Here is a 23834-nt window from a genome sequence, read left to right as displayed (position 1 = left end):
CCGGGACATTCCGGTACGGCCTCTGGGTCGTGCGCCGACGCCGCTGAACGTCATGGCCTCCACCTGGAGCGGGAGGGGTCCCGGGGCGGGCGCGGACACTGGTCGGTACCCCGGACGCCCGCCGAGCGGCTGCCGTACGCCGGGCTCACGAACCGAGGAGACCAGCGATGACTCTCTCCACCAGCCTCGCTCGTGGTGTGGCGCCCACCACGCCCGGAACCCTGCACGCCCGTACGGTCGCCGGCCAGCTCAGTGCGCCGCCCCGGCAGGGGCTGACCGTCCGCTTCGGACGAGGTGAGAAGCCGGACGTGGACCTCGGCGTCGGGGTGGACGACCTGCGGGTGAGCCGGCGGCACGGCGAGCTGACCTACCGCCGCGGACAGTGGTGGCTGCGCAACACCGGGCAGCAGCTCGTCCGGCTGCCGCGCGGCCGGATGATGCACCTCACCACCGAGCCGCTCCCGCTCGCGCCCGGGTACACCCCGCTGTTCGTCAAGGGCTCGGGCTACCGCGAGCATCTGGTCGAGCTGTACGTGGCGGGCCACGACGACCAGGGGCCGGTGTCCCGGCGGCGCGCCGACACCGTGCGGCCGGAGACGTGGTCGCTGGACGACGACGAGCGGCTTCTGCTGGTGGTCCTCGGCCAGCGGTACCTGCTGTACGAGGAGGACCCGCGTCCGCTGTCGTACCGCCAGGCCGCCGAGCGGCTGGCCTACCTGCGTCCGGACGCCAGGTGGAACGAGCGCCGGATCGAGTTCCGCGTCGAGGCCGTGCGCCGGCGGCTGCACGGCACCGGCTTCAAGTACCCGCTGCTGCACGACAAGTCCGGGGGCCGTCCGGCCGACAACAGCCTGCTGCACAACCTGATCAGGGGACTCGTGGAGTCGACGACCCTCGTGCCGCCGGACCTGGAGCTGATGGAGGACGACGAGTCCTGGCCGGATCCGTCGCTCTGAGGCGGCGGCGTCCACCGGGCCCCCGGAGGGTGGGCCCACGCGGGTTCAGCGCGCGCGGAGTTCGGCGGCGGCCGAGGCCGCCAGTCCCGTGGCCGTCGTGCAGAGCCGGTCCGCGGGCCGCTGCCCGCCGACGTCCAGGCGGACCATCTCGACGGCGGTCTCGGCGCCCTGGCCGCTGTACCTGCGGTACTCGACGAACACCGCGCAGGTGCCGTCCTCGGCGTCCGGTTCGACGATCGTGCGGTAGCCGCTCAGTTCGGTGGCGGTGGCGTCGCCCTGCGCGGACTTGGGCTGGTCGCGGAAGAAACTCACCTCCACGTCCAGGTCGTCGACCACGCTCGACCACTCGCAGCTCCAGTTCGCGACCCCGACCTCCGGCACGTCGGCCCGCAGGCCGGGGACGGCGGACAGCGCCCGGGCGTCCAGGAGTTCACAGGCGTCCTTCCACGCCAGCGACGTGCGCGGGTAGGCCGGGGAGCGCCGGGGGACCGGGCCCCGGTTCAGCACCTCGGCCGCGCTCGTGGCGGCCTTGTCGGCGACCGTGCACAGGGTCGCCCTGCCGCCGACCACGGAGCCCTTGCCCATGTTGACGCGGACGCCGACCAGGGTGCCGTCCGCGCCGTCCCCGGAGGTCAGCAGCAGCTCGCACTCGCCGCTCTCCGCCTCCTCCTCACGGATGCCCACCCTCCCGACGGTGCGGGAAGGTTCCGATCCCTCCGGCGGCGCCCCCTGGAGGAGACGGACCGACACGTCGATCCGGGTGCGGTCGTCGACACCGACGAGCACGTCGCAGCGGTCGAAGTTCCCGTAGTCCACGTCCACGTGGATGTCCCCGTCGCCGAACCCGTCCAGGGCGGTGGGGTCGGCCAGCGCGCACACGTCGGCCGTGTGCGGATCGCCGATCAGGGCCCGGCGTTCGCCGTCCGAGGCACGCGTCTGCGTCCCGCTCCGCCCGGGGCCGGGGGCGGCCTTCCCGCCGTCGCCGTGCCCGGGGAGGACGACGGCGAGTCCCAGGGCCAGTGCGGCGCTGACACCGACGGCCGCCGCGATCAGTGGCCGGCGCATGCGCCTGCGACCGGCGACGGTGTCGGCGCCGTGCCGGGACGCCTTCGGACCGGCCCCGGCGATCTCCTCCAGTCGCCGCCCGGCCTCGGCGGCGTCGGGGCGTTGCCGCGGATCGCGGCGCAGCATGGCGGTGAGCACGGGATACAGCGGACCCACGGAGGCGTCCACCTCGACGACGCCCTGCTCGGCCTTCCAGTACCGCAGCCGCTCCGCCTCCTCGCCGTCGTCGACCGTCCCGGCGGAGCCGGCTTCCTCCGCGGGGGTGCCGCCTCGTGGCGGCGCGCCGATGACCAGGGCGTGCAGGGTGGCGGCCAGACAGAACACGTCCGAGGCGGGCCTGGGCACGTTGCCCCGGGCCAGCTCGGGAGCGGCGTAGTCGGGGGTGAAGCTGAAGGGGCCGTTGACGGTGATGGTCTCCGTGCCGCCGACCCGGTAGGCGGCCCCGAAGTCCAGTAACTTCGCCCCGCCGTGCCGGGTGAGGCCGATGTTGGCGGGCTTGACGTCGCAGTGGACGATGCCCGATTCGTGCAGGGCGGCCAGGGCGTCGGCGAGCTGGGCACCGATGCGCGCCGCCCGCTCCGGAGGAACCGCCGGCTGCCGGTCCAGGCCGCCCCCGGGCACGTGCTCCATGACGAACCAGTACGTCCGCCCGCCCCCCTCGGCCCCGTGCCCTTCCCCGTCTCGCGGCTCGGCCACGACATCGAACAGCGTCACCACATGGGGATGGCTCCGGAACTTGGCCATGGCACGCGGTTCACCCAGCAGCCGCCGTACCGCGGTGTCGCTCTCGCCGTCCGCCCGTTCCGGTTTGAGCGCGACGTCCTGGCCCACCACCGTGTCGTGGGCCAGCCACACGTCACCGCCCCGTCCCGCGCCGATGACCTCCTTGAGGACATAGCGGTCGGCGAACCGGTCCCCGGAACGCACGGATCTTCCCCCTCGGTCGACTCCGGAACCCCACACGGCCCCGTGCCGCGCGTACGGAACGAACCTACTGCGTGGAGCGCACCGTTCGCACCGTCTGCCCAGAGCCTCCATCAGTCGCCCTCATGCCCGTACGGGACGCGGTCGCGGGCACCGGGACCGGTCCCGGACGCGACGCCTACGGTACGCGTCGCACCGACCGCCCGACCTGACAGGAGCGCCCCTCCATGGCTCGTACCCCGACCCTCGTGCTGGCCGGCATCACGGCGGCCGTCTCGACCACCACGCTCGCACCGTCCGCCCACGCGGGCACCCCGGCCCCGCACGACCGGCCCGCCGCCCGGTGCGCACACCCCGCCGACGTCCTCGACCTGACGGACTGGAAGCTGACGCTGCCCACCGGTGACGACGAGAACCCCACCGAGACAACCCAGCCCGAGCTGGCCGCCTTCTCCGCCGCCCCCTGGTTCCGGGCCGAGGCCGGCTGCGACGCGGTGAGATTCCGGGCCGCCGTCAACGGGGTCACCACGGGAGGTTCCAGCTACCCGCGCGCCGAGCTGCGGGAGATGACCGAGGGCGGCGAGGACGAAGCCGCCTGGTCCACCACCGACGGCACCCACACCCTCGTGGTCAGGGAGGCGTTCACGGCCCTGCCCGAGGAGCGGCCCCACGTGGTCGGCGCGCAGGTCCACGGCGGTGACGACGACGTCACCGTCTTCCGCCTCGAGGGCAGCCGCCTCTACGTCACCGACGGCGACGACCGCCACCACCACCTGGTGACCGACGACTACGAGCCGGGCACCGAATTCGAGGCCCGGTTCGTCGCGAAGGACGGGGAGATCGACGCGTACTACAACGGCCTGCTGCAGACCACGATCCCTCACGACGGCGAGACCAACTACTTCAAGGCGGGCGCCTACACACAGGCCAACTGTGACAACTCCGAACCGTGCGCCGCACGCAATCACGGCGAGGTCCGCATCTCCCACCTCCGGGTCGCCCACTCCTGACCGGCGGACCGCGACCGGGCGGCGGTACCGGCGTCCGGGAGGGGTCCCGAAGAAGGCGTGTCACGGTGAGCGTGCACGGAGGCACAGAAGGGGGAGCCGATGACGGGGGACACGACGGGCGCGGAGGGGACCCTGCTCACCCGTGGGCAGCGGATCAACTCCGCGCTCGTCGTGGATCGCCGGCTGGGCGAGGGCGCCTTCGCCGAGGTGTACCGGGTGCGGCACCACATCCTCGGCTGGCAGGCGCTCAAGCTCTTCAAGCACGTGGCCTCGCTGGAGGCCACCTCCAGGATGTTCGACGAGGCACGCATCCTCTCCACCCTGGGCCACCCCAACATCATCCGGGTGTTCGACGCGGGCACCGTGCAGACCTCCGAGGGCGTGCGCGGCTACATCACCATGGAGTACGTCGCGGGCGGCAGCCTGGAGCGGCTGGTCGCCTCCCACTCCGGCGCGGTACCGGTGGGTGAGGCGTCGGCCGTGCTGCGCCAGGCCGCGGACGGGCTCGCCGTCGCCCACGAGCGACCGCACCCGATCGTGCACCGCGACCTGTCGCTGGCCAACGTGCTGATCACCTACGACGAGTCCGGGCTCCGGGTGAAGGTGAGCGACTTCGGGCTGGCCAAGGAGACCGACCCGGGCACCATGGCGGCCAGCGCCCAGGGGACGGTCGCCTACATGCCGCCGGAAGTGCTGCGCCGGGGCACCGGGTACTCGTGCGCCGGTGACGTGTGGGCGCTGGGCACCATCGCCTACTTCCTGCTCACCGCCCAGTTCCCGTACGACGGTGGGGACCCGGTGCAGTCTTTCTCCCTGGAGCGGTTCAACCGCCCGCTGCCGCCGCCGAGCGCCTACAACGACGAGGTGGCACCCGAAATGGACCGCCTGGTCACGGACATGCTGCGGACGGACCCGGCCGACCGGCCCGCCACCGCCCGCGAGGTGGCCGAACGGGCCGTGGCCCTACGGCCCTCGCCGGGCCCGCAGCCGGCCCGGGACGCACCGGCGGAGGTGGAGCGGGCCGCCGAGGAACAGGTACGGGCCGCCGTCGAGCTCTCCCGGACGCCGGGCCGGCTGGCCGAGGCCGCGAACCAGCTGGAAGAGGCCGTCAGCCGGCACCCCCGGCTCAGGGAACGGCACGTGGCACGGCTGATGACGTGGCGCCGCGGGGTGGTCATGTGAACGGCCCGACGCCCCCGGCTCACAAGGAACGCATGTACCGGCAGCGGACGTACGGAGAGCGGATGGACGACACGACTGCGGGCGGCCGGACGGATCAGCCGTGCGCCGTCCGGCGCGGCACCGGAAAGCTGTCCCGGTTCGCGGACCTGGCCGGCGTACGCCTCTACCACGACAACGCCTTCGCCGTGACCGGGCTCGCGGTGACCGCCCAGGGCCGTGCCGTACGGCAGCACAGGCAGCGGCTGGAGGCCCGGCTCGCGGTGCGGGACCACCTCCCCCCGGACCCGGACTCGCCGCTCACGGGATGGCGTCGCAAGGAAGAGGTGCGGGCCGCGTTCGAGGAGTTCCAGGACCCGCGGCGACGACTGGTCGACGAACTCCTGTGGCGGTGGGGCGAACCGGGCTCCGGTTGCGGCTGTCCGGCGTCCGTGCACGAGGAGCACGACGACGCGGTGCGCCTGCACGCCTTGGCGCTGGAGGCGGAGGCCGGCCGGACCATCACCGCCCCGGACGGGCGGGACACCCTGTGGCGGGGCGCGGCCGCCGGCTGGGGACCGCTGCTGGAACGCCCCGAGCTCCGGCGGCACCTCGCCCACCGGATCGGTGAACTGGACGACCCCCGGCTGGGCGGGCTGTCCGCGGACGACTTCCTCACCGAGCTTCCCCACCTCCTGGTCTCCCCGTTCCGGGACCTCGCCGCCGACCGCGGCTTCCGGCCGCGGCTCGCCCGCGTCTGCGCGAGCTGGGCGGAGTACGAGGCCTTCGCGGACCTCTTCTCCGGTTTGTTCGAGGAGATGGTGGAGGAGACCGTCCAGGAGATCACCGACGGACTGCGGTCCGCGAACGCGAAGAAGGAGGCCAGGCTGTTCGGCGACGCCGAACTGGTCCTGCGGCGAGAGGTGCTTCCGGCGTTCGACCGGATCGGTGAGCTCCGGGCGTTCGTGTCGGACTGGCGGTACGAGGACGTCTCGCACGTCGTCGCCGTGGGCGTGGGCAATCTGGCCGTGGCGATGCTGGGCTACCACCAGTTCAGCCCGCCGACCCCCCGACAGGCGGAGACGGTGGTCGAACTCGCGGAGAAGGCCTACGAGATCGCCCCGGAAGCCGATGTGCGGGCGTTCAAGGAGAACTGGGACGTCATCTACGAGTGGTCCACCGGCTCCGGGCTCCCCGCACCGGCCAGACCTTTCCCCTGGAAGAAGGTCGGCGTCGGCGTCGGCGTCGTGGCGTGCGTGGTGTCCGTCGCGGGCTACTTCTTCGGACCCGCCGTGGCGATCGGCCTGCTGGTCGCCCTCCTGTACATGGCGACCGCGGGGTGAACACCGCGGCACGGAAGGAGACAGAGATGAGCCCCGGCGTCTGCCGCCGGCTGCGCGAGGCGCGTGCGACCCTCCGCCAGCTCCGGCACCCACCCGAGTTCCGCGTCCCTCGCCCGCTCCTGACGCCCGCACAGGCCGCCTGGGCCGCGACCGTGCTCGCCGAGGCCGAGGCCGCCGAGGCCCTGGCGAGACGGCCCGGCGCCGGAACCGACGCGCTGCTGGGGGCGGCCATCGGCATCTGGCGCGCCCTGCGCAAGCTCGACAAGGGAACCGGCCCCCTCTCGGCGGCCGACCTCAGGCAGGTGCGCCGCCAGGTCAACGCGAGCCGCCAGGCGCTCGCCGACGACGGGCTGGAGATCCAGGAGCACGACGGCCTGCCCTTCGACTCGGGCCAGTCCCTGGAGGCCCTGGTGATCCAGGACGAGCCGGGACTGGACCGGGAGACCGTGCTGGAGACCGTCCGGCCCACCGTCTACTTCCGCGGCGAACGGATCCAGATGGGCCAGGTCGTCGTCGGCAGGCCCGCGTCCCCCGCCTGAGCCACCAAGGAGACCACGACCATGCGCGAGACCATCGACTTCGGAATCGACCTCGGCACCACCAACAGCGCCATCGCGGTGGCCGAGGACGACGGCGTACGCGTCATCAAGAACAACGACGGCTGGGACTTCACACCCTCCGCCGTGTGGATCCCCAAGGAGGGGGTGGTCCACGTGGGCAGGCGGGCCCGGGAGCGCACGGAGACCGACCCCGGAAACGCCTACGCGGAGTTCAAACTGGAGATGGGCGCCGCCGGCGCGAGCCGGCTCTTCGAGCGCACCGGCGCGTCGCTGACGCCCGAGGAGCTCTCCGCCGAGGTCCTCAAGTCCCTGCGGCAGGACGCCGCACACGAGTACGGCCACCAGCCGGAGGCGGCCGTGATCACCGTCCCGGCCTCCTTCGCGCTGAACCAGAACAACGCCACCAGCTCGGCCGCCGCCCTCGCCGGACTCGGCGAGCACTGTCCCCTGGTGCAGGAGCCGACCGCCGCGGCCATCGCCTACGGCGTGCAGGACGCGTCCGACTCCGCGCACTGGATGGTGTTCGACCTGGGCGGCGGCACCTTCGACGCCGCCCTGATGAGCAAGCGCGACGGCGAACTCCAGCTCATCCAGCACGCCGGCGACCCCTACCTGGGCGGCAAGCTCATCGACTGGGCCCTCGTCGACGACCTGCTCGCCCCCGCGGTCCGGCGGGACCTCGGCCTCGCCGACTTCGACCGCACCCACCGCGGCCGCTGGCGCAAGAACTTCGCCAAGCTCAAGCTGGAGGCGGAGAACGCCAAGATCGCGCTGTCCCGTGCCGGTTCGGTCGAGATCTCCGTCGACCTCGACGACGGCAGCGGCGGCACCGAACCCTTCGAGTACACCCTGACCCGGGGCGCCCTCGACGACCTGGCGCTGCCGTTCTACACCCGCGCGGTGCGGCTGTGCCGCGAGGCGCTGGCCGAGAGCTCTCTGCGCCCCGACCACATCGACCGGCTGCTCCTGGTCGGCGGCGCCACCCTCAGCCCCGGCCTGCGCGAACTGCTCGCCGACCCGGACGACGGCCCCGGGATCCCCCTCGACCACAGCCAGGACCCCACCACCGTCGTCGCGCGCGGTGCCGCCGTCTTCGCCCGCACGGTCCGCCTGCCCAAGAAGCCGCAGCGGGCGGCGCCGGGCGAGTTCGCGATCGAACTGCACTACCCGGCGCAGTCCGTCGACACCACCGGCATCCCGGTCTCCGGCAAGGTCAGCAGCGGCAGCGCGGTCGACTGGACGCGGTACACCGTCACCCTGACCAACCCCGAGGGCCGCCCGCCCTTCCGCGGCCCGCGCACCGAGCTCGGCCCGGACGGCACCTTCTACACCGAGGTGGCCATCGACACCGACGCCAGGTCCCGCTTCACCGTGGAGCTGACCGACACCTCCGGCACACGGCGGAACCTCGCCGGGGACACCTTCTCCATCGCCCACGCCTCCGTCCTCCCCGGCGACGCGGTGCTCACCGGCACGCTCGGCATCGGCAAGGCCGACGGCACCTTCGACCCGCTGCTGCGCAAGGGCACCACGCTGCCGGCCCAGGTGACCAAGCCGTACCGGACGACCATCCCCCTGCGCCGCGCCCAGCCCGACGCCGTCATCCGCATCCCGCTGCTGGAGGGGGAGCGCAGGCGCGCCGACCGCAACACCCGGGTCGGGCTGATCGAGGTCCGCCCGCGCGACATCCGCATCGACCTGCCGGCCCAGAGCGAGGTCGAGGTGACGTTCGAGATCCAGGCGAGCAACCGGGAAGTCCTGGTCACCGCCGACATCCCGCTGCTGGAGCAGCAGTTCGAGGCGACGATCGACCGCTCCGAACTGCTGGCGCCCGAACACGGCGAACTCGTGGACCGGCTGCACGATCTGGAACAGCGCGTGCACCTCCTCCAGGACCAGGCGGAGAACGTGTTCTCCGAACAGGCACAGGCCCGGCTGGACGACCTCGCCGAGCAGAAGACCGTGCCGCAGCTGCGCAAGGAGGTCGACGCGGCGGCCGTCGACACCGGCGCCGCCGTCACCAGCGACCGCCGCATCCGGGACGTGGAGGCGCTGCTCGACGACATCGAGGAGGCCATCGAGATCCCCGGGCTGCAACGCGAGCTGTGGGACCTGCTCAGCGCCTGCGAGGACGTGATCGAGCAGGTCGGGGGCGGCCCGTCGGACCGGCGGGAGCTGCAGACCATGCGCGACCGCGCCGGCGCGCTCGGCGAGGACGCCTCACCGGCGGATCTGCGGCGGCTGATCAAACGGGCCGGGGATTTCCACGTCGAGCTGCTGCGCCGCACGGACCAGTGGGAGTACGTGGTATTCAACGCGCTGGTCGAGGTCCGCGACGACATGTTCTCCCGTGCCCAGGCGGACGCCGCGATCCTCGAGGGCCGCCGGGCCGTCGCCGCCGGCGACCGGCGCGCCCTCGCCGGAGTCAACGAGCGGTTGCGGCGACTGCTGCCGCCCGGGGCCGCGGAGGAGGCCGAGCGGCTGTCCGGCGGGATCAACTAGTCAGCGGGAACGAGGAGTCGAAGGTGGCCACATCCCGAATCCCGGCGGGCCCTCCGCCCGGCGCGATCCTGTCGGCGGGCCAGGGCGCTACGGAGGCCGGCGGCACCGGGCCGGACCGGACGGAACCCGGCCCCGGGCCCGCGGGTACGCCGTCCCCCGCCCACACGCTCAAGGTGGCCCTGCTCGTCTCGCGGGCCCGGACGGCGGCCCGCTCCGGCGACTTGGACGGGGCCCTGCGGCTGCTGCGCGACGCCGACACCGCGGGGGCGGGGGCGCGGACCGGTGCGGGCGACCGGCCCGGACAGCGGGCGACGGACCCGGGCGATCCGGTCGTCGCCGGTCACCGCGACGTATTGGACCTGCTCGCCCGGGTGCACGCCCAGCTCGGCGAGCCGGAGCAGGCCGCGGCCCACTGGCGAAGGGTCCTGGAGCTCGACCCGGGGGACGCCGCCGCGACCGCCGGACTGACGAGGATCGACCGGCTCGGCCGCCGCGGCCCGAGGGCCGCGCTCGCCCGGCACCGAGCCGGCACCGCCCTGGCCGCCGCCGTCTGCGCGGTGGCCGCGGTGACGGCCGGCACCGTCGTCCTCGCGGACGGCACCGGCGCGCCGCTGGAGCGCCCGGGCCCCTCCCGGGCCGACCTGCTCGAGCAACGGGCCCGGCAGCTCGCCGCCGAGCACCGGGCCCGACAGGCGAGGGACCGGGACCGCGCGGCGGCCCGCCGGGCACAAGCGGCCGAGGAACTGGCCCGCACGCTGCGGGCGCCGGGCATCCTGCCACGCGTGCACGGGGACGCCGTGGAGGTCGTCTTCACCGACGGACTGTTCTCCCGGGGCGCCGAGCTCACCCCGGCCGGCGCCGGCCGGCTCACCGCCCTCGGCGAACGCCTGGGCGGACGACGGCTGCACGTCGAGATCCACGGCCACGCGGCCACCGTCCCCGGCGCCCCGACCCGCGGTGGATCAGTCGTCTCCCTGTGGCGCGCCCTCGTCGCGGCCCGCGAGCTCAGCGCCGCCACCGGCAGGCCCCTCACCGACTTCACCACCATCAGCGCGGACCAGCGCGAGGCACCGTACTCCGACCCGGCGAAGAACCGGACGGTCACCGTGGCGGTCACGCCCGGGTAGCGGCGGCCGCACAGAGCCGAGCCCGCCTCCTCCCCCGAAGAAGCGGGCCCGGCGGGCTGGGACGTCACCGGGTGTCAGAGCGACACCGTCCCCCGAAGGTGACGTCCTCAGCCGCCCCCGGCGCCGGACTGCGGCCGCGGCGCCCGGGTGTCTCGGAGCCGTGCGGTCACCAGCACATGACCGCCGTTTCGCCCGCACCCCACGAGGAGTACAGGCGCACCCGGACGACATAGCGGCGGCCCTTGACGAAACGGGCCCTGATCGTGGCGTTGCGGGGTGTTCCCCCGTCGTCGTGTCCGGCGAGGTAGCGGGGCTTCCCGTCCCGCACCTCGAAGATCACGACAACGGCGTCGCTGTCACCGAAGGTGCCCACGGTGTACTCGCGGGTCTCCGGCGGGTCCAGGCGGAAGTCGGCCTGTTCGCCCGGCCCGAGCCCCAGCGGCACCGAACGGAACGGCACCAGCGGGCCCGGCCGGCCGGTGGGCGGGTACCAGCGCAGGGCGAACTCCTTGTCGGCGGCCGAGAGGGTACCGGGCGGGTGCAGGCCCGAGCGGTAGTGCTCCGGCTCCAGTATCAGCCCCGACGGGAAGGGATACTCCATGATCGACTGCGGGTCCCAGACCGGGCCGTTGGCCTCGTCGCCGTCGAGCTTGCGCAGGATGTTGTGGAACGTCCGCTCCCGGCTCCAGTGGTTCGGCGGGCCCGCCAGCTCCGCGTAGACGGCCTCGTCGTCCCAGAGGATTCCGGAGTACGGGCTCTGGTGCTCGTGCAGCATCCCGAGCGCGTGCCCGATCTGGTGCAGGGCCGTGGCGCGCTCCCCGGGAGCGGTCAGGTCCCACCCGAAGTTCATCGTGCGGTCGTTCAGGCCGACCCGGAGCGCGTCCCTGCCCACCGCCGACCACGATCCGTCGCCGGGCTGGAAGCCGATGCGCAGCTCGGCCTCCGAGCGGTCGCCGACCTCGGTGAGGACGAGCCCGACACCGAGGTCCTGCCACTCCTGGAAGCAGTCGCGGACCACTTCCCGCTGCTCCTCGGTCCCGGCCCACGCCCCCCGCGCCGGACGCCCGGTGCCCGGCATGGGCACGACCGAGGAGTCCGTGTCCCCGCCGAGGAAGCAGTAGTGCAGCACCGTGCCGTTGACCCACATCCGCTGCCCGCCGACGAGCGCGGCGACGCGCTCGGCGGCCAGTCCCGGTGCGAGCACGGGAGCCGGCTGCCGCGCGAGCGAGCAGTAGCGTGCGGTCATGGCCCCCAGAATGCCGTGCGGGCGGGTGCGGGCACCTGAGTCGGGGGGTACTCAAGTCGCCCTGTATCAAGGCTGAGTACGCGGACTCCTATTGCCGTGACGACTTCTCTGCGGGACGTGAGGACACTTCGGACGCCCTGGCCGTTCACCGGGCGGGCGGAGGAACTGGAGCTGGTGCGCCGGTCGGTGGCCGGCAAGGGCGGCGGCATCGTGGTGACCGGCCCGGCCGGCTGCGGCAGGACCCGGCTCGTGGCCGAGGCGGTCCGCGGCACGGACTGCGCCAGGGCCGCCGGGACGCCGGAGACCCGGGACATCCCCTTCGCCGCCTTCGCCCACCTGTTGCCCGGTACCGTCACCCTGCACCGTGCGGTACAGCTCCTGTCCGGCGCACGGCTGCTGCTGGTCGACGACGCTCACCTGCTCGACGACGCCTCCGCCGCCCTGCTGCACCAGCTCGCCGTGCACGGCCGCACCCGGCTCCTGGTCGTCACCGCGGAGGGCGTGCCCGTGCCGGGCGCCGTGTCCCGGCTGTGGTCCGGGGAGCTGCTGCCGCGCCTCACGCTTCGGCCGCTGCCCCGCGAGGACACCGCCGAACTGCTCACGGCCGGCGCGGGGGCCGCCCTCGACCCGCTCACCGCGGACCGGTTGCACCGCCTGTGCCGCGGCGACCTGCGACTGCTGCGCGAGCTGCTGACCGCCGTGCGCGAGCGGAGCCTGCTCACGCCGGTCCCGGACACGGACCGGTGGGCCTGGCGGGGGCCCGTGCCGGTCACCGCGGCCGTGCGGGAACGCGCCGCCCACGTTCTGGACCGGGTGTGCCCCGAGGAGCGCGAAACGCTCGAACGCCTGGCGTTCGCGGAACCGCTGCCCCTCGGCCTGGACGCCTTCGACGTGCGCGTCCTGGAGCGCCTGGAGGCCGAGGGCCTGGTCGCCGTCGACGACCGGGGCGCCACCCGGCTCGCCCATCCCCTGCACGGGCCGGTGCTGCGCGCCACCACGGGCCGACTGCGGGCACGGCGCCTGGCCCCCGGGTCCGAGAGGTACGAACCCGCCCTGGCGGCGGAGAGAGCGGCCCTGGACCACCGCATCGAGCAGGGCGACGTACGGGAGCCCGCGGCGCCGGTGGGGGAGTGGCTGGCGGCCGAGGGCGTGCCGCTGCCGGCCCGGTACGCGGCGCTGCGCGCCCGGTTCGCCCGTCTGCGCGGACGGCTGTCCGAGGCGGCGGCGTGGGCTCGCGAGGGCCTGCGGACCGACCCGGACGACGGGGCCTGCCGCGGCGAACTCACCCTGGCCGCCGCCCAGTCGGGCGACGCGACGGCAGGGGACGGTGAGCGGGCGGAGCACGCCGGGGCGGTCGCCACCTGGGTCGCCGCCGCGCACGGCGACCTCGACGAGGCCATCCGGTCGGCCGCCGAGGGGGGCGACCCCTACGACGCCGTCCGGCTGGGCGCGCCCGAGCGGGCGGCCGGACGGCTGACCGGCGTCTTCGCCGCGCACGCCGACGCCCTCGCGCGGGGCGACGGACCGGCACTGGACGAGGTGGCCGGGCAGCTGGAACGACGCGGCTTCCTGCTCTTCGCGGCCGAGGCGTACGCCCAGGCGGTACGCGCCCACCGCGACCCGAGCGCCGCCCGCACCGCCCGCACCCGCGCCGCCGCCCTCGCCCGGCACTGCGAGGGTGCCCGCACCCCCGCCCTGTCCGGGCTGGTCCTGGGCGAACTCACCGCCCGTCAACGCCAGATCGTCACGCTCGCCGCCGCCGGCCTGAGCAACCGGCAGATCGCGGAGCGACTCACCCTCTCCGTCCGCACCGTCGGCAACCACCTCTACGGCGCCTACACCCGCCTCGGCGCCGGCGACCGCGGCGCCCTGCCCTGGCTGATGGACCTGCCCGAGCGCCAGCCGGCGTGACACCGGCCACGGCAGACTCCGCAGCGCGCGGCACGCGGCGTCGCGCGGCGCCCCTTCGCCGGGTCATGCGGCGACGTCGGGCCGGCGCATCACGGTCCCGGCAGGTCAGGCCGCTCCGAACGCGGAGAACGCCCAGCCCGTCGCCCGGTGCACCGCGTCGTCCGGCAGGGCCGCCCGCGCGTCGCGCAGCGCCTCCGCGAGGGACAGCCCGGCGTCCAGGCCCTTGTGCAGCGCGAGCATCAACGGCACCACCGCGGCGTCGTTGACCGGCGCGCTGCACGCCACCACCCCGGCCGTGCCCAGCGGCAGCAGCGCGGTGACCAGCCCGAGCAGCTCGTCCGCGCCGACCGAGGCGAAGCGGGCGGTGTCGCAGCAGGAGAGGATGATCCGGTACGGACTGCGGTCCAGCCGCTCGAAGTCGTGCACGATGAGCGGCCCGTCCGCCATCCGCAGCGAAGAGAACAGGGGACTGTCCGCCCGGAACGTCCCGTGCGCGGCGATGTGCGACAACGCTGCTCCGTCCAGCTCCCGCAACACCCGGGGCACACGCGCCTCGTCCCCCTCCAGCACACTCGTGACGCGGCCGTCCGCCGGTACCGCGTCCGCTCGTGCTCCGGCCGGCACGTCCGGCACGTCCGGCACGCCCGTGGCACCGCCCGCGGGCCCCTCACCGCCCGGCCGTGTCAGCGGAACCGCCCCGTACCGGTCGGCGAGTTCCGGCACCTCGGCGCCGCCGCTGGCCAGGCCCGGACCGCGGACCAGGACCTGGCGGCCGCCGGGCGGCGGGGCGGTCTCCTTCGCGCGGAGCCAGCTGCTCGCCGACGGTGAGACGCTCAGGACCCGTTCGCGCAACGCGGGCAGCAGAGTCCACGGCACGCGGTGCAGCCGGCCCGGCGGCACCACGACGACCGGGCCGTTGCCGAGGTGGGCCGCGGCGGGGCCGAGGAGGAGTTCCTGGAGGCGGGCCCCCGCCGCCTCCACCAGGGGCAGCCGGGCCTCGCCGCCGGGGTGCGCCAGCCGCCGCAGACCGGCCTGTACGTGCTCGGCCTCCCGCTCCGCCTCGGCCAGCAGCCCGGCCTCGAACCGCCGCACCCGCCCCTGCCCGCACAGCAGTACGTGCACGCGCCCGTCCAGCACGGCCAGCTCCACCAGGCGCAGGTCGTCACCGAGCCGGTCCAGCAGCCGCCCGACGTCGAACCGGCCTCCGTCACCGGGCCCCTCGCCCCGCATGTGCAGGGTGCGGGAGCGGATCTCCCGTTCCAGGCGCCGCTGCTCGCGCTCCAGCGCGGGGGCGGGACGGCCGCCGTCCGTGCGGGCCTCGTCCGCCCGGGCGGCCAGTTCCCGGAAGGCCGTCATGGTGGTCAGCAGCACCGGATCGGCGGGCGGCCGGGTCGGCGGCGCCGACAGCACCGTCGCCCGCCACCGCTCGCTCCACACCAGCAGCCGCCGCGGCCCGCCCGACACGAGGCTCGCCCGCTGTGCCAGCGCGGCCAGCTCCGCGCCCTGCGCGGTGGCCCGCGCCCGCAACTCCGAGGCCCCCAGCGTCATCCGGTGGTCGTCGAGGACGTCCAGACCCCTTCGGCAGGCCTCCAGCACCCCACGGGCCGACCCCGCCGCCCGCGCCCGCAGCGCCTGTGCCGCCCAGCCCGTCATCCGCGCGAGCGGCGGCCCGCCGTGCCGGCTGCGCGCGGCGACCGCCAGATGCCGCTCCGCGTCCGCCGTCCAGCCGAGCCCCAGCGCGATCCGTCCCGCCAGCAGCGACGCCTCCGGCGCGGCCGGCGCCCCGAAGGCGGCCAGCCGTTCCGCCACCGCCGCCGCGTCCGCCACCAGCCGCCCCGAGGCGCGCCCCGTCGCGACCCGAGCCTCCAGCAGCACCAGCCGGGCGTGCGTCTCGTACCAGGTGCGCCGCTGCCCGGCGAACAGCCGCACCGCCAGGGCCGCGCGCGCCAGCGAGGTCTGCGCGTCGCCCGCCAGCCGGGCCGCCCGCGCGGCCACCAGCAGCAGCTCCGCCTTGCGGGTGGACTGCCCGCCGATGCCGTCCAGCGCCGCGATCGCCCCGTCCGCCTCGGCCAGCGCCTCCGTGGCGAGCCCCGCCGCCATCAGCACCTCGCAGCGCCGGATGGTCAGCATGAACGTCGGCGTGCCCAGCTTGGCGTACCGCTCCTCCGCCTCGTCCAGCAGCCTGAGCGCCGCCGGCACGTCGCCCGACCGGAACGCCGCCAGCCCCCGGCTCTCCACCGCGTCGGCCTTGTCGTGCTCCTGGCCGGTGGTGTCCCACAGCGCCTCCGCCGCCGTGAAGTCGGCGTCCGCCCGGTCCACCGCGCCGAGCGCCAGGTGCACGGTCGCCCGCAGGGTCAGCGCCCGCGCCGTCCAGATCACGTCGTCGGCCTGCCGCAGCACCGGGACCGCCCGCCGTACGTCCTCCAGCGCCTCGCCGTGCCGCCCCAGCACCCACCAGACGTACGCCCGCCGGTACAGCACCCGCGCCCTGGTGTGCCCGGTGCCGCGCGCCACGCCCTGCTCGAACGCCGCCAGGCCGTCCCGGGTCCGACCGGCGTGCACCAGCGCCACGCCGAGCGTGGCCAGCACGTCCGCCTCCCGCTCCGCCGAGTCCGCGCGGGCCGCGAGTTCGCGGGCGCGCCGCAGATGGGCCAGCGCCCGCCGGGTGTCGCCGAAGTCCCGCTGCCAGATGCCGATCACCTGATGGGCGACCGAGGCGTGCAGCGGTGAGGGATCGGCCCCGAGCAGTTCCTCCGCGCGGGCCAGCGCCTCGCCGGGGGCGGCGAACACCATCGGCAGCAGTTGGAGAACCGAGTCGTTTCCCGCTGTCACCCCACGGATGGTAGTGGTCCGGAACCACACCCCACAGGTGCGAGTCTGTATCAATCGGCCACCCCCGGACTCTGATTGACGACTGTCGCCACCACCGTGGCCAAGACCGCCGTCACACCGCCGCCCCAGTGGAGGACACGCCATGGCACCACAGCGATTCCGTGAGCAGTTCGACCAGATCCAGCGCTCGATGCCGGACGTCCCGCTGGTGATGGGGCCGGACGACTCCGCCGAGTTCTTCTACGAGAAGGGCGTCGTCCTCGCCCGCGACGGCGAGGAGGCCCGCCTCGTCGAGGACACCGTGCGCGACCACTTCACCACGATGGCGGGCCTGACCCCGGACCACGTGCGCCGGGCGGGCCCCGAGAGCAACCGCACCGGCGTCACCCGCATCCAGGTCGGCGACCCCGGCGCGGGCGACGGCAGCGGCGACCCCGACGTCGCCCACGCCCTGCGCTCCCTGCGGACCCTGGAGGGCCGCGCGGGCCGCCGGCTGATCAGCCGCAACCACGTCGTCTCCATCGCCGTCAACGCCTGCCCCGGCGACGAACCCGTGCCCGTCCCGATCAGCGAGCCGCCGAACCCGGCCGCCGCCGGCACACCGTACGACGCGGGGACCGCCGTCGGCGTCCTCGTCATCGACACCGGACTCATGCACGACTACCGCGCCTACCCGCTGCTCGCCCGCACGGACGGCGACGCCCAGATCAAGGAGTGCGACGAGGACGGCGTCCTCCAGCAGTACGTCGGCCACGGCACCTTCATCGCCGGACTCGTCGCCGCCGTCGCCCCCAACACCCACGTGACCGTCCGCAACACCCTCAACGACGCGGGCGCCATCCTGGAGTCCGAACTCGGCGAGAAGCTCTTCGAGGCCGTCGACCGGGACGGCTGGCCCGAGATCCTCAGCCTCTCCGCCGGCACCTCCAACGGCCGCACCGACGGCCTGCTCGGCGTGCACGCCTTCATGGAGGAACTGCGCGACCAGCGCACCCTGCTGGTCGCCGCCGCCGGCAACAACGGCAGCGCCACGCCCTTCTGGCCCGCCGCCTACGCCGAACTCCCCGGCTGGGAGAACTCGGTGCTGTCGGTCGGCGCGCTGCGCGGCGACGGCGAGTTCGGCGCCTGCTTCAGCAACCACGGCGGCTGGGTCAAGGTCTACGCCCCCGGCGAGCGCCTCACCAGCGCCCTCACCGGATTCGGGTCACCCGTGCCGTACGTCTACCAGCACTCCACCTACGACGCCTGCCGGTACGGCTTCGGCTACGCCTGCACCTGCCAGTACCCCCGGCACAACGGAGTGCTCAGCGAGCCCGGTGAGGCACCCGCCAAGCCGGACCAGGTGATGTTCGAGGGACACGCGCAGTGGAGCGGCACCTCCTTCGCCACCCCCGTCGTCGCGGGCATGGTCGCCTCGCACATGACCGAGAGCAAGGAACGGAACCCGCGCGCGGCCCGCAGGCAACTGCTCGCCGCCAACACGGAGTACGCGGAGGTGCGCGGAGCACACGTCCCGGCGCTGCTGCCGCCCACCTGGCACCCGGTCACCGTCGAGGTGCCGGGCGACGGGGCGTGAGCGGCGCGATGCCCGTCGGAACGACCCACTCCACAGCGTACGATGGCGTGTCGTACACGAGGGGTGGGACCGTGGACCGTGCAGATGTCGGGGTGCTCGTCCAGTTGGCCGCCGACGGGGACGCGGCGGCCTGGAAGTCGTTGGTGGACGGGCTGGGCCCGCTGGTGTGGTCCGTCGCGCGTTCGCACGGACTCTCCGACGCCGACGCGCACGAGGTGTACCAGACCGCCTGGTTCCGGTTCGCCCAGCACCTGGGGCGGATCCGCGAACCGGAGAAGACCGGTTCCTGGCTGGCGAGCACGGCACGGCACGAGTGCCTGAAACTGTTGAAGGCGTCGAAGCGGTGGACACCGACCGACGACCCGCAGCTGCTCGACCGGCCGAGCGAGGAGCGTACGCCCGAGGAGTCGGTGCTCGACTCCGAGGAGGCCGCCGCGCAGACCGAGCGCGTGCGTCGGCTGTGGCAGGAGTTCGAGGAACTGGGCGAGCGGTGCCGCCAGTTGCTGCGGGTACTGATCTCCTCGCCGCCGCCCAGTTACCAGGAGGTGTCCGCCGCACTGGGAATCGCGGTGGGCAGCATCGGGCCGATGCGCCAGCGCTGTCTGCGCCGGCTGCGGGCCCGTCTAGAGGCACGGGGGACGACGACATGAGCGACACGCACGACGAGGCCTTCGGGGACGACGAACTCGACACGGGTCTCCTGGAGGAGGAGCTGCGGCAGGCCGCCGCGATACTGGACCCGGTCCCGGCGGAGCTGAGGCGGATCGCCGTCGACGCCTTCGCGCTGCACGACCTGGACGCCCGCGTCGCCGAGCTGACCTTCGACTCGCTGGTCGACGCCGTCCCGGTCAGGGGAGCGACGGACCCGCCGCGGATGCTCACCTTCCGCGCGGACGACGTGACCGTCGACGTCGAGGTGACGGGGGACGGCCTGATCGGCCAGCTGCTGCCGCCGGGGCCGGCCGACGTCGAGGTGCTGAGCGGCCCGCGGGCCCACGCCCTGCTGACGGCGGACGACCTGGGCCGCTTCACCGGCGGGGCCCCGCCCGCCGGCCCGTTCGCGCTGCGGCTGCGGACCGGCTCGGACGTGGTCGTCACGGAGTGGCTGCGCGCCTGAGAACGCCCGGCTCACCAGGCGCAGGGCAGGGTGCGCGGCCCGCGGATCATGGTCTTGCGGCGCCACTCCACCTGCTCGGCCCGGACCGCGAGCCGAAGCCCCGGCAGCCGCGCCAGCAGCGTGTCGACCAGCAGCTCGGTCTGCATCCGGGCGAGCACGGCACCCGTGCAATAGTGGTGCCCGTTGCCGTAGGACAGGTGCGGGCTGGGGTCGCGGTCCGGGTCGATCCGGTCCGGGTCCGGGAAGACCTCCGGGTCCCGGTTGGCGGCCAGGTACGAGACGTACACGGGCTCGCCGGCGCCGATGCGCACCCCGCGCACGTCGACGTCGTCCAGGGCGATGCGGGCGAGCCCCACCGAGGTGCGGTGCGGGATCCAGCGCAGCAGCTCGTCCAGGAGCGCGCCCCGCGCTTCGGGGCGGTCGTCACGCATCCGGGCCAGCAGCTCCGGCCGGGTCAGCAGTACGTAGAGCATCTGCCCGACGTTGTGCGTGACGGCCTCGCCGCCGATCTGCAGCGGCCCGGCCAGCCCGATCGCCTCCGTCTCACCGACCTCGCCCCGGCCCACCGCGGCGCCCAGCATCGAGTACACGTCCTCGCCGGTGCTGCCCGCGCGGGCGCGCACGGTCTCGGTGATCCACCCGTACAGGCCCTGCTTGGCCCGCTCGGCGGCCTCGGCGCCGCCGGAGGTGGAGATGATCTGCCGGGTCCAGGAGTGCACCCGCTCCCGGTCGGCGGGCGGTACGCCCATCACCTCGCTGACGACGGCGATCGGGAAGGGCTCCAGGACCCGCTCGACCAGGTCGGCGGGCGGCCCGTCCCGTACGACCCCGTCCACGAGCCCGTCGAGGATCGCCTGCGCCCTCGGCCGCAGCGCCTTCGCCCTGCCCACGGTGAACGCCCCGGCGACCGCGCGCCGCAGCCGGTTGTGGTCGGGCTGGTCGGCGAAGGCGAGCGAGCCGGGGCGCGGCTTGAAGTGCGGGGCGAGCCGCGTGATCTGCCGTTTCGTCACCTCCGCGCGCGAGAAGCGCGGATCGTTGGTGATGGCCTTCACGTCCTCGTAGCGGGTGGCCAGCCACGCCCAGCCCTCGCCGTGCGGCAACCGTACGCGGGTCAGCGGCCCCTCGCGCATCAGCTCGGCGAGGACGGGGTCGAACTCCGGGCCGTCCAGGTCGAGGGCGGGCCAGTCCCGTACCGGGGGCGGGGACTGGCCGGTCAGCGTGGTGGTCTCCTGCGTCATGCACCCACCCTCCCCGCGTGCCCGGCGGCTGTCGCGCGGGAGTGCTCCAGCCGGTGGGCGCGCGGGCCCCGGAGGTGACCGGTCAGCCGGACACGGCGTCGACGAGGGCCGCCAGCGACGCGGCGAGGCGGGACAGCCCGGGGCCGGCCGGTCCGCCGGGCTCGGTCATGTAGGTGTCCCGGCGGATCTCCACCATCAGCGCGCCGACCTCGGCCCGCTTCCCGTAGAAGTCCAGCGGCACGTAGGTCCCGCTGAACGGGCTGTCCAGCCCGGTCTCCCCGCACGGCGCGAACGCCTCGCGGGCCGCGGACAGCAGCTCCGGCGACGTGTGGAAACCGTCCGTGCCCAGGCAGACCGGCGGGCGCGGGCCCTCGCCGTGCAGCTCATAGGGCAGGGGCTCGGTGGGGTAGGAGTGCACGTCGATGATCACCGCCCGGCCGGTGGCGGCGAGCCGGCCGGCGACCGCCTCGGTCATCGCCCGTGCGTACGGCCGGAAGTACCGCTCGACCAACGGCTCGGGGCCGGTTCCGTCGGCGCGCAGGACCTCCCGGTGGGTGGTCCGCGTGTAGACCGCGCCCATCCCGACGGCCGCCATCTCCTCCCGCTCGTCCGGGAACCGCTCCGGGTCGACGACCAGCCGCGAGGCCCGGTTGACGAACCGCCAGGGCGTGCGGCCCGCGAGTCCGGCCGCCGCCTCGGCGATCTGAGCGGTGTGCGCGTCGGTGATGTGGTCCAGCTCCCGTTCCAGGGCCGCGTCGTCCAGGACGATGCCGGGGCGGACGTCGGCGGGGATGTGCCGTGAGGAGTGCGGCACGTGAAGGATCACGGGGGAGGCGGGATCGCCGGGGACGGACTCGAAGGACGCCGGGGCGTCGCTCACGGGGTGCCTCGCAATGTACGTGACGGACGGCAGGGGTGGGACAGACGGACACCCCGTCTCCGGGAGACGGAGACGGGGTGTCACGAACCCTTCGTGAGCCCTTCGCGGGCCCGGTGAGGATCAGGCGAGGGACGCCAGCGCCTCGTTCCAGGTGGCCGACGGGCGCATGACCTCGGCGGCCTTGGCCGGGTCGGGCTGGTAGTAGCCGCCGATCTCGGCGGGCTTGCCCTGGACGGCGTTCAGCTCGTCGACGATCTTCTGCTCGTCGGCGGTCAGCTTCTCGGCGAGCGGCGCGAAGACCTTGGCCAGGTCCGCGTCGTCGGTCTGCTTGGCCAGCTCCTGCGCCCAGTACAGGGACAGGTAGAAGTGGCTGCCGCGGTTGTCGATGCCGCCGACGCGGCGGGTCGGGGACTTGTCCTCGTTGAGGAAGGTCGCCGTGGCGCGGTCGAGGGTGTCGGCGAGGACCTTGGCCTTGGTGTTGCCGGTGACCGCCGCGTACTGCTCCAGGGACGGCACCAGGGCGAAGAACTCGCCGAGGGAGTCCCAGCGCAGGTAGTTCTCCTTGACCAGCTGCTGCACGTGCTTGGGCGCCGAGCCGCCCGCCCCGGTCTCGAACAGGCCGCCGCCCGCCATCAGCGGGACGACCGACAGCATCTTGGCGCTGGTGCCCAGCTCCAGGATCGGGAAGAGGTCGGTCAGGTAGTCGCGCAGCACGTTGCCGGTGACGGAGATGGTGTTCTCGCCGCGGCGGATGCGCTCGACCGACAGCTTGGTCGCCTCGACGGGGGACAGGATCCGGATGTCCAGGCCCTCGGTGTCGTGCTCCGGCAGGTACTGCTTGACCTTGGCGATCAGGTTGGCGTCGTGGGCGCGGCCCTCGTCCAGCCAGAAGACCGCCGGGTCTCCGGTGGCGCGGGCGCGGGTGACGGCCAGCTTCACCCAGTCGCGGATCGGGTCGTCCTTGGTCTGGCAGGCGCGGAAGATGTCGCCCGCGGAGACCGTCTGCTCCAGGACGGCGTTGCCGGCCGCGTCGACCAGGCGGACCGTGCCCGTGGTGGGGATCTCGAAGGTCTTGTCGTGGCTGCCGTACTCCTCGGCCTTCTGCGCCATGAGGCCGACGTTCGGAACCGAGCCCATCGTGGACGGGTCGTAGGCGCCGTTGGCGCGGCAGTCGTCGATGACGGCCTGGTACACGCCGGCGTAGGAGGAGTCCGGGATGACCGCGAGGGCGTCGTGCTCCTGGCCGTCCGGGCCCCACATGTGGCCGGAGGTGCGGATCATGGCCGGCATGGAGGCGTCGATGATGACGTCCGAGGGCACGTGCAGGTTGCTGATGCCCTTGTCGGAGTCGACCATCGCCAGCTCCGGGCCCTCGGCGAGCTCGGCGTCGAAGGACGCCTTGATCTCGGCGCCCTCGGGCAGGGACTCCAGGCCCTTGTAGATGCCGCCCAGACCGTCGTTCGGGGTCAGGCCCGCCGAGGCGAGCGCCTCGCCGTACTTCGCGAAGGTCTTCGGGAAGAAGGCGCGCACCACGTGGCCGAAGATGATCGGGTCGGAGACCTTCATCATGGTGGCCTTCAGGTGCACCGAGTACAGGATGCCCTCGGCCTTGGCGCGGGCGACCTGTGCGGTCAGGAACTCGCGCAGCGCGGCGACGCGCAGCACGGAGGCGTCGACGACCTCGTCCTTCTTCACCGGCACCGACTCGCGCAGCACCGTGGTGGTGCCGTCGTCGCCGACCAGCTCGATCCGCAGCGCGCCGTCCTCGGCGATCACCACGGACTTCTCGGTGGAGCGGAAGTCGTTCTCGCCCATGGTGGCGACGTTGGTCTTGGAGTCGCCGGTCCAGGCACCCATGCGGTGCGGGTGGTTCTTGGCGTAGTTCTTCACCGAGGCCGGGGCGCGGCGGTCGGAGTTGCCCTCGCGCAGGACCGGGTTGACGGCGGAGCCCTTGACCTTGTCGTAGCGGGCGCGGATGTCGCGCTCCTCGTCGGTCTTCGGGTCGTCCGGGTAGTCCGGCAGGGCGTAGCCCTGGGCCTGCAGCTCGGCGACGGCGGCCTTGAGCTGCGGGATGGAGGCCGAGATGTTCGGCAGCTTGATGATGTTGGCGGCCGGGGTCTTGGCCAGCTCGCCGAGCTCCGCGAGGGCGTCCGGGATGCGCTGGTCCTCGGTCAGGTACTCCGGGAACACGGCGATGATCCGGCCGGCCAGCGAGATGTCGCGGGTCTCGACGGCGACACCCGCCGGCGAGGCGTACGCCCGGATCACCGGCAGGAACGAATACGTCGCCAGGGCCGGGGCCTCGTCAGTGTGTGTATAGATGATGGTCGAGTCAGTCACCGGGTGCTCCGCTCCACGTCTGCAACATTGCTCGACATCAAGATATCTC

The 23834-nt window shown here is 74.0% G+C and carries 17 protein-coding genes; 11 read left to right on the top strand and 6 right to left on the bottom strand.

Annotated elements, in window-relative coordinates:
• The first annotated feature begins 167 nt into the window (after positions 1-167).
• A complete protein-coding gene (locus ACFW47_RS14380; protein WP_386277966.1) occupies positions 168-956 on the top strand; it encodes an FHA domain-containing protein in 789 nt (262 codons plus the stop codon).
• A gap of 45 nt (positions 957-1001) precedes the next feature.
• Here ACFW47_RS14380 and ACFW47_RS14375 read toward each other — a convergent pair whose 3' ends face one another.
• A complete protein-coding gene (locus ACFW47_RS14375) occupies positions 1002-2948 on the bottom strand; it encodes a serine/threonine-protein kinase (protein WP_386305938.1) in 1947 nt (648 codons plus the stop codon).
• Between the two features lie 224 nt (positions 2949-3172).
• Here ACFW47_RS14375 and ACFW47_RS14370 point away from each other — a divergent pair, with 224 nt between their 5' ends.
• The 6 genes from ACFW47_RS14370 (at position 3173) to ACFW47_RS14345 (ending at position 10645) form a co-directional block, all read left to right on the top strand.
• Positions 3173-3955 carry a polysaccharide lyase family 7 protein gene (locus ACFW47_RS14370; RefSeq protein WP_386305937.1) on the top strand — a complete coding sequence of 261 codons (783 nt, stop codon included), beginning with the start codon at positions 3173-3175 and terminating at the stop codon, positions 3953-3955.
• Positions 3956-4054: 99 nt separating this feature from the next.
• Entirely contained in the window at positions 4055-5137 is a 1083-nt protein-coding gene (locus ACFW47_RS14365; protein ID WP_386277960.1) for a protein kinase, read from the top strand.
• Between the two features lie 62 nt (positions 5138-5199).
• The gene (locus tag ACFW47_RS14360; protein ID WP_386277958.1) at positions 5200-6456 is read left to right on the top strand and encodes a hypothetical protein; all 1257 of its coding nucleotides are present in this window, start codon (positions 5200-5202) and stop codon (positions 6454-6456) included.
• 26 nt (positions 6457-6482) lie between these two features.
• The gene (locus ACFW47_RS14355) at positions 6483-6995 is read left to right on the top strand and encodes a hypothetical protein (RefSeq protein WP_386277956.1); all 513 of its coding nucleotides are present in this window, start codon (positions 6483-6485) and stop codon (positions 6993-6995) included.
• A 21-nt stretch (positions 6996-7016) separates the two neighbouring features.
• Positions 7017-9518, top strand: coding sequence for an Hsp70 family protein (locus ACFW47_RS14350; RefSeq protein WP_386277954.1), 2502 nt, complete (start codon positions 7017-7019; stop codon positions 9516-9518).
• 23 nt (positions 9519-9541) lie between these two features.
• Entirely contained in the window at positions 9542-10645 is a 1104-nt protein-coding gene (locus tag ACFW47_RS14345) for a tetratricopeptide repeat protein (protein WP_386305936.1), read from the top strand.
• Positions 10646-10811: 166 nt separating this feature from the next.
• On the opposite strand, the gene ACFW47_RS14340 is transcribed toward ACFW47_RS14345, so the two are convergent.
• Positions 10812-11891 (bottom strand): hypothetical protein, encoded by a 1080-nt coding sequence (locus ACFW47_RS14340; protein ID WP_386277950.1) that lies wholly within the window; start codon positions 11889-11891, stop codon positions 10812-10814.
• 117 nt (positions 11892-12008) lie between these two features.
• Here ACFW47_RS14340 and ACFW47_RS14335 point away from each other — a divergent pair, with 117 nt between their 5' ends.
• The gene (locus tag ACFW47_RS14335) at positions 12009-13802 is read left to right on the top strand and encodes a LuxR C-terminal-related transcriptional regulator (RefSeq protein ID WP_386305935.1); all 1794 of its coding nucleotides are present in this window, start codon (positions 12009-12011) and stop codon (positions 13800-13802) included.
• Positions 13803-13907: 105 nt separating this feature from the next.
• Here ACFW47_RS14335 and ACFW47_RS14330 read toward each other — a convergent pair whose 3' ends face one another.
• Complete coding sequence (locus ACFW47_RS14330) at positions 13908-16595, bottom strand: CHAT domain-containing protein (RefSeq protein WP_386306108.1); 2688 nt, start codon at positions 16593-16595, stop codon at positions 13908-13910.
• Positions 16596-16776: 181 nt separating this feature from the next.
• Between ACFW47_RS14330 and ACFW47_RS14325 the strand changes: the two genes are divergently transcribed.
• Genes ACFW47_RS14325 through ACFW47_RS14315 form a run of 3 tightly spaced genes read left to right on the top strand, consistent with a single transcriptional unit; the run spans position 16777 to position 19327 of the window.
• Positions 16777-18210: a S8/S53 family peptidase gene (locus ACFW47_RS14325; RefSeq protein ID WP_386305934.1), complete on the top strand. Its 1434-nt coding sequence runs from the start codon at positions 16777-16779 to the stop codon at positions 18208-18210.
• Positions 18211-18218: 8 nt separating this feature from the next.
• Positions 18219-18860 carry an RNA polymerase sigma factor gene (locus ACFW47_RS14320; protein WP_386277944.1) on the top strand — a complete coding sequence of 214 codons (642 nt, stop codon included), beginning with the start codon at positions 18219-18221 and terminating at the stop codon, positions 18858-18860.
• On the top strand, positions 18857-19327 hold the full coding sequence (locus ACFW47_RS14315; RefSeq protein ID WP_386277942.1) for a hypothetical protein: 471 nt from the start codon (positions 18857-18859) through the stop codon (positions 19325-19327). The genes ACFW47_RS14320 and ACFW47_RS14315 overlap by 4 nt, the downstream gene beginning before the upstream one ends.
• Positions 19328-19338: 11 nt before the next feature.
• Here the strand turns inward: ACFW47_RS14315 and ACFW47_RS14310 are convergent, their stop codons facing one another.
• From ACFW47_RS14310 to ACFW47_RS14300, 3 genes are all read right to left on the bottom strand, one after another.
• A complete protein-coding gene (locus ACFW47_RS14310; RefSeq protein ID WP_386305933.1) occupies positions 19339-20565 on the bottom strand; it encodes a cytochrome P450 in 1227 nt (408 codons plus the stop codon).
• Positions 20566-20647: 82 nt separating this feature from the next.
• Positions 20648-21445 (bottom strand): N-formylglutamate amidohydrolase, encoded by a 798-nt coding sequence (locus tag ACFW47_RS14305; protein WP_386277938.1) that lies wholly within the window; start codon positions 21443-21445, stop codon positions 20648-20650.
• A gap of 120 nt (positions 21446-21565) precedes the next feature.
• Positions 21566-23785, bottom strand: a complete 2220-nt coding sequence (locus ACFW47_RS14300; protein WP_386277936.1) for an NADP-dependent isocitrate dehydrogenase — start codon at positions 23783-23785, stop codon at positions 21566-21568.
• Positions 23786-23834: the final 49 nt, after the last annotated feature.

The organism is Streptomyces sp. NPDC058796 (assembly GCF_042745235.1).
Classification (GTDB): Bacteria; Actinomycetota; Actinomycetes; order Streptomycetales; family Streptomycetaceae; genus Streptomyces.
The sequence above is the reverse complement of the archived record's forward strand: the minus strand, read 5'-3'. Positions and strand labels throughout refer to the sequence as shown.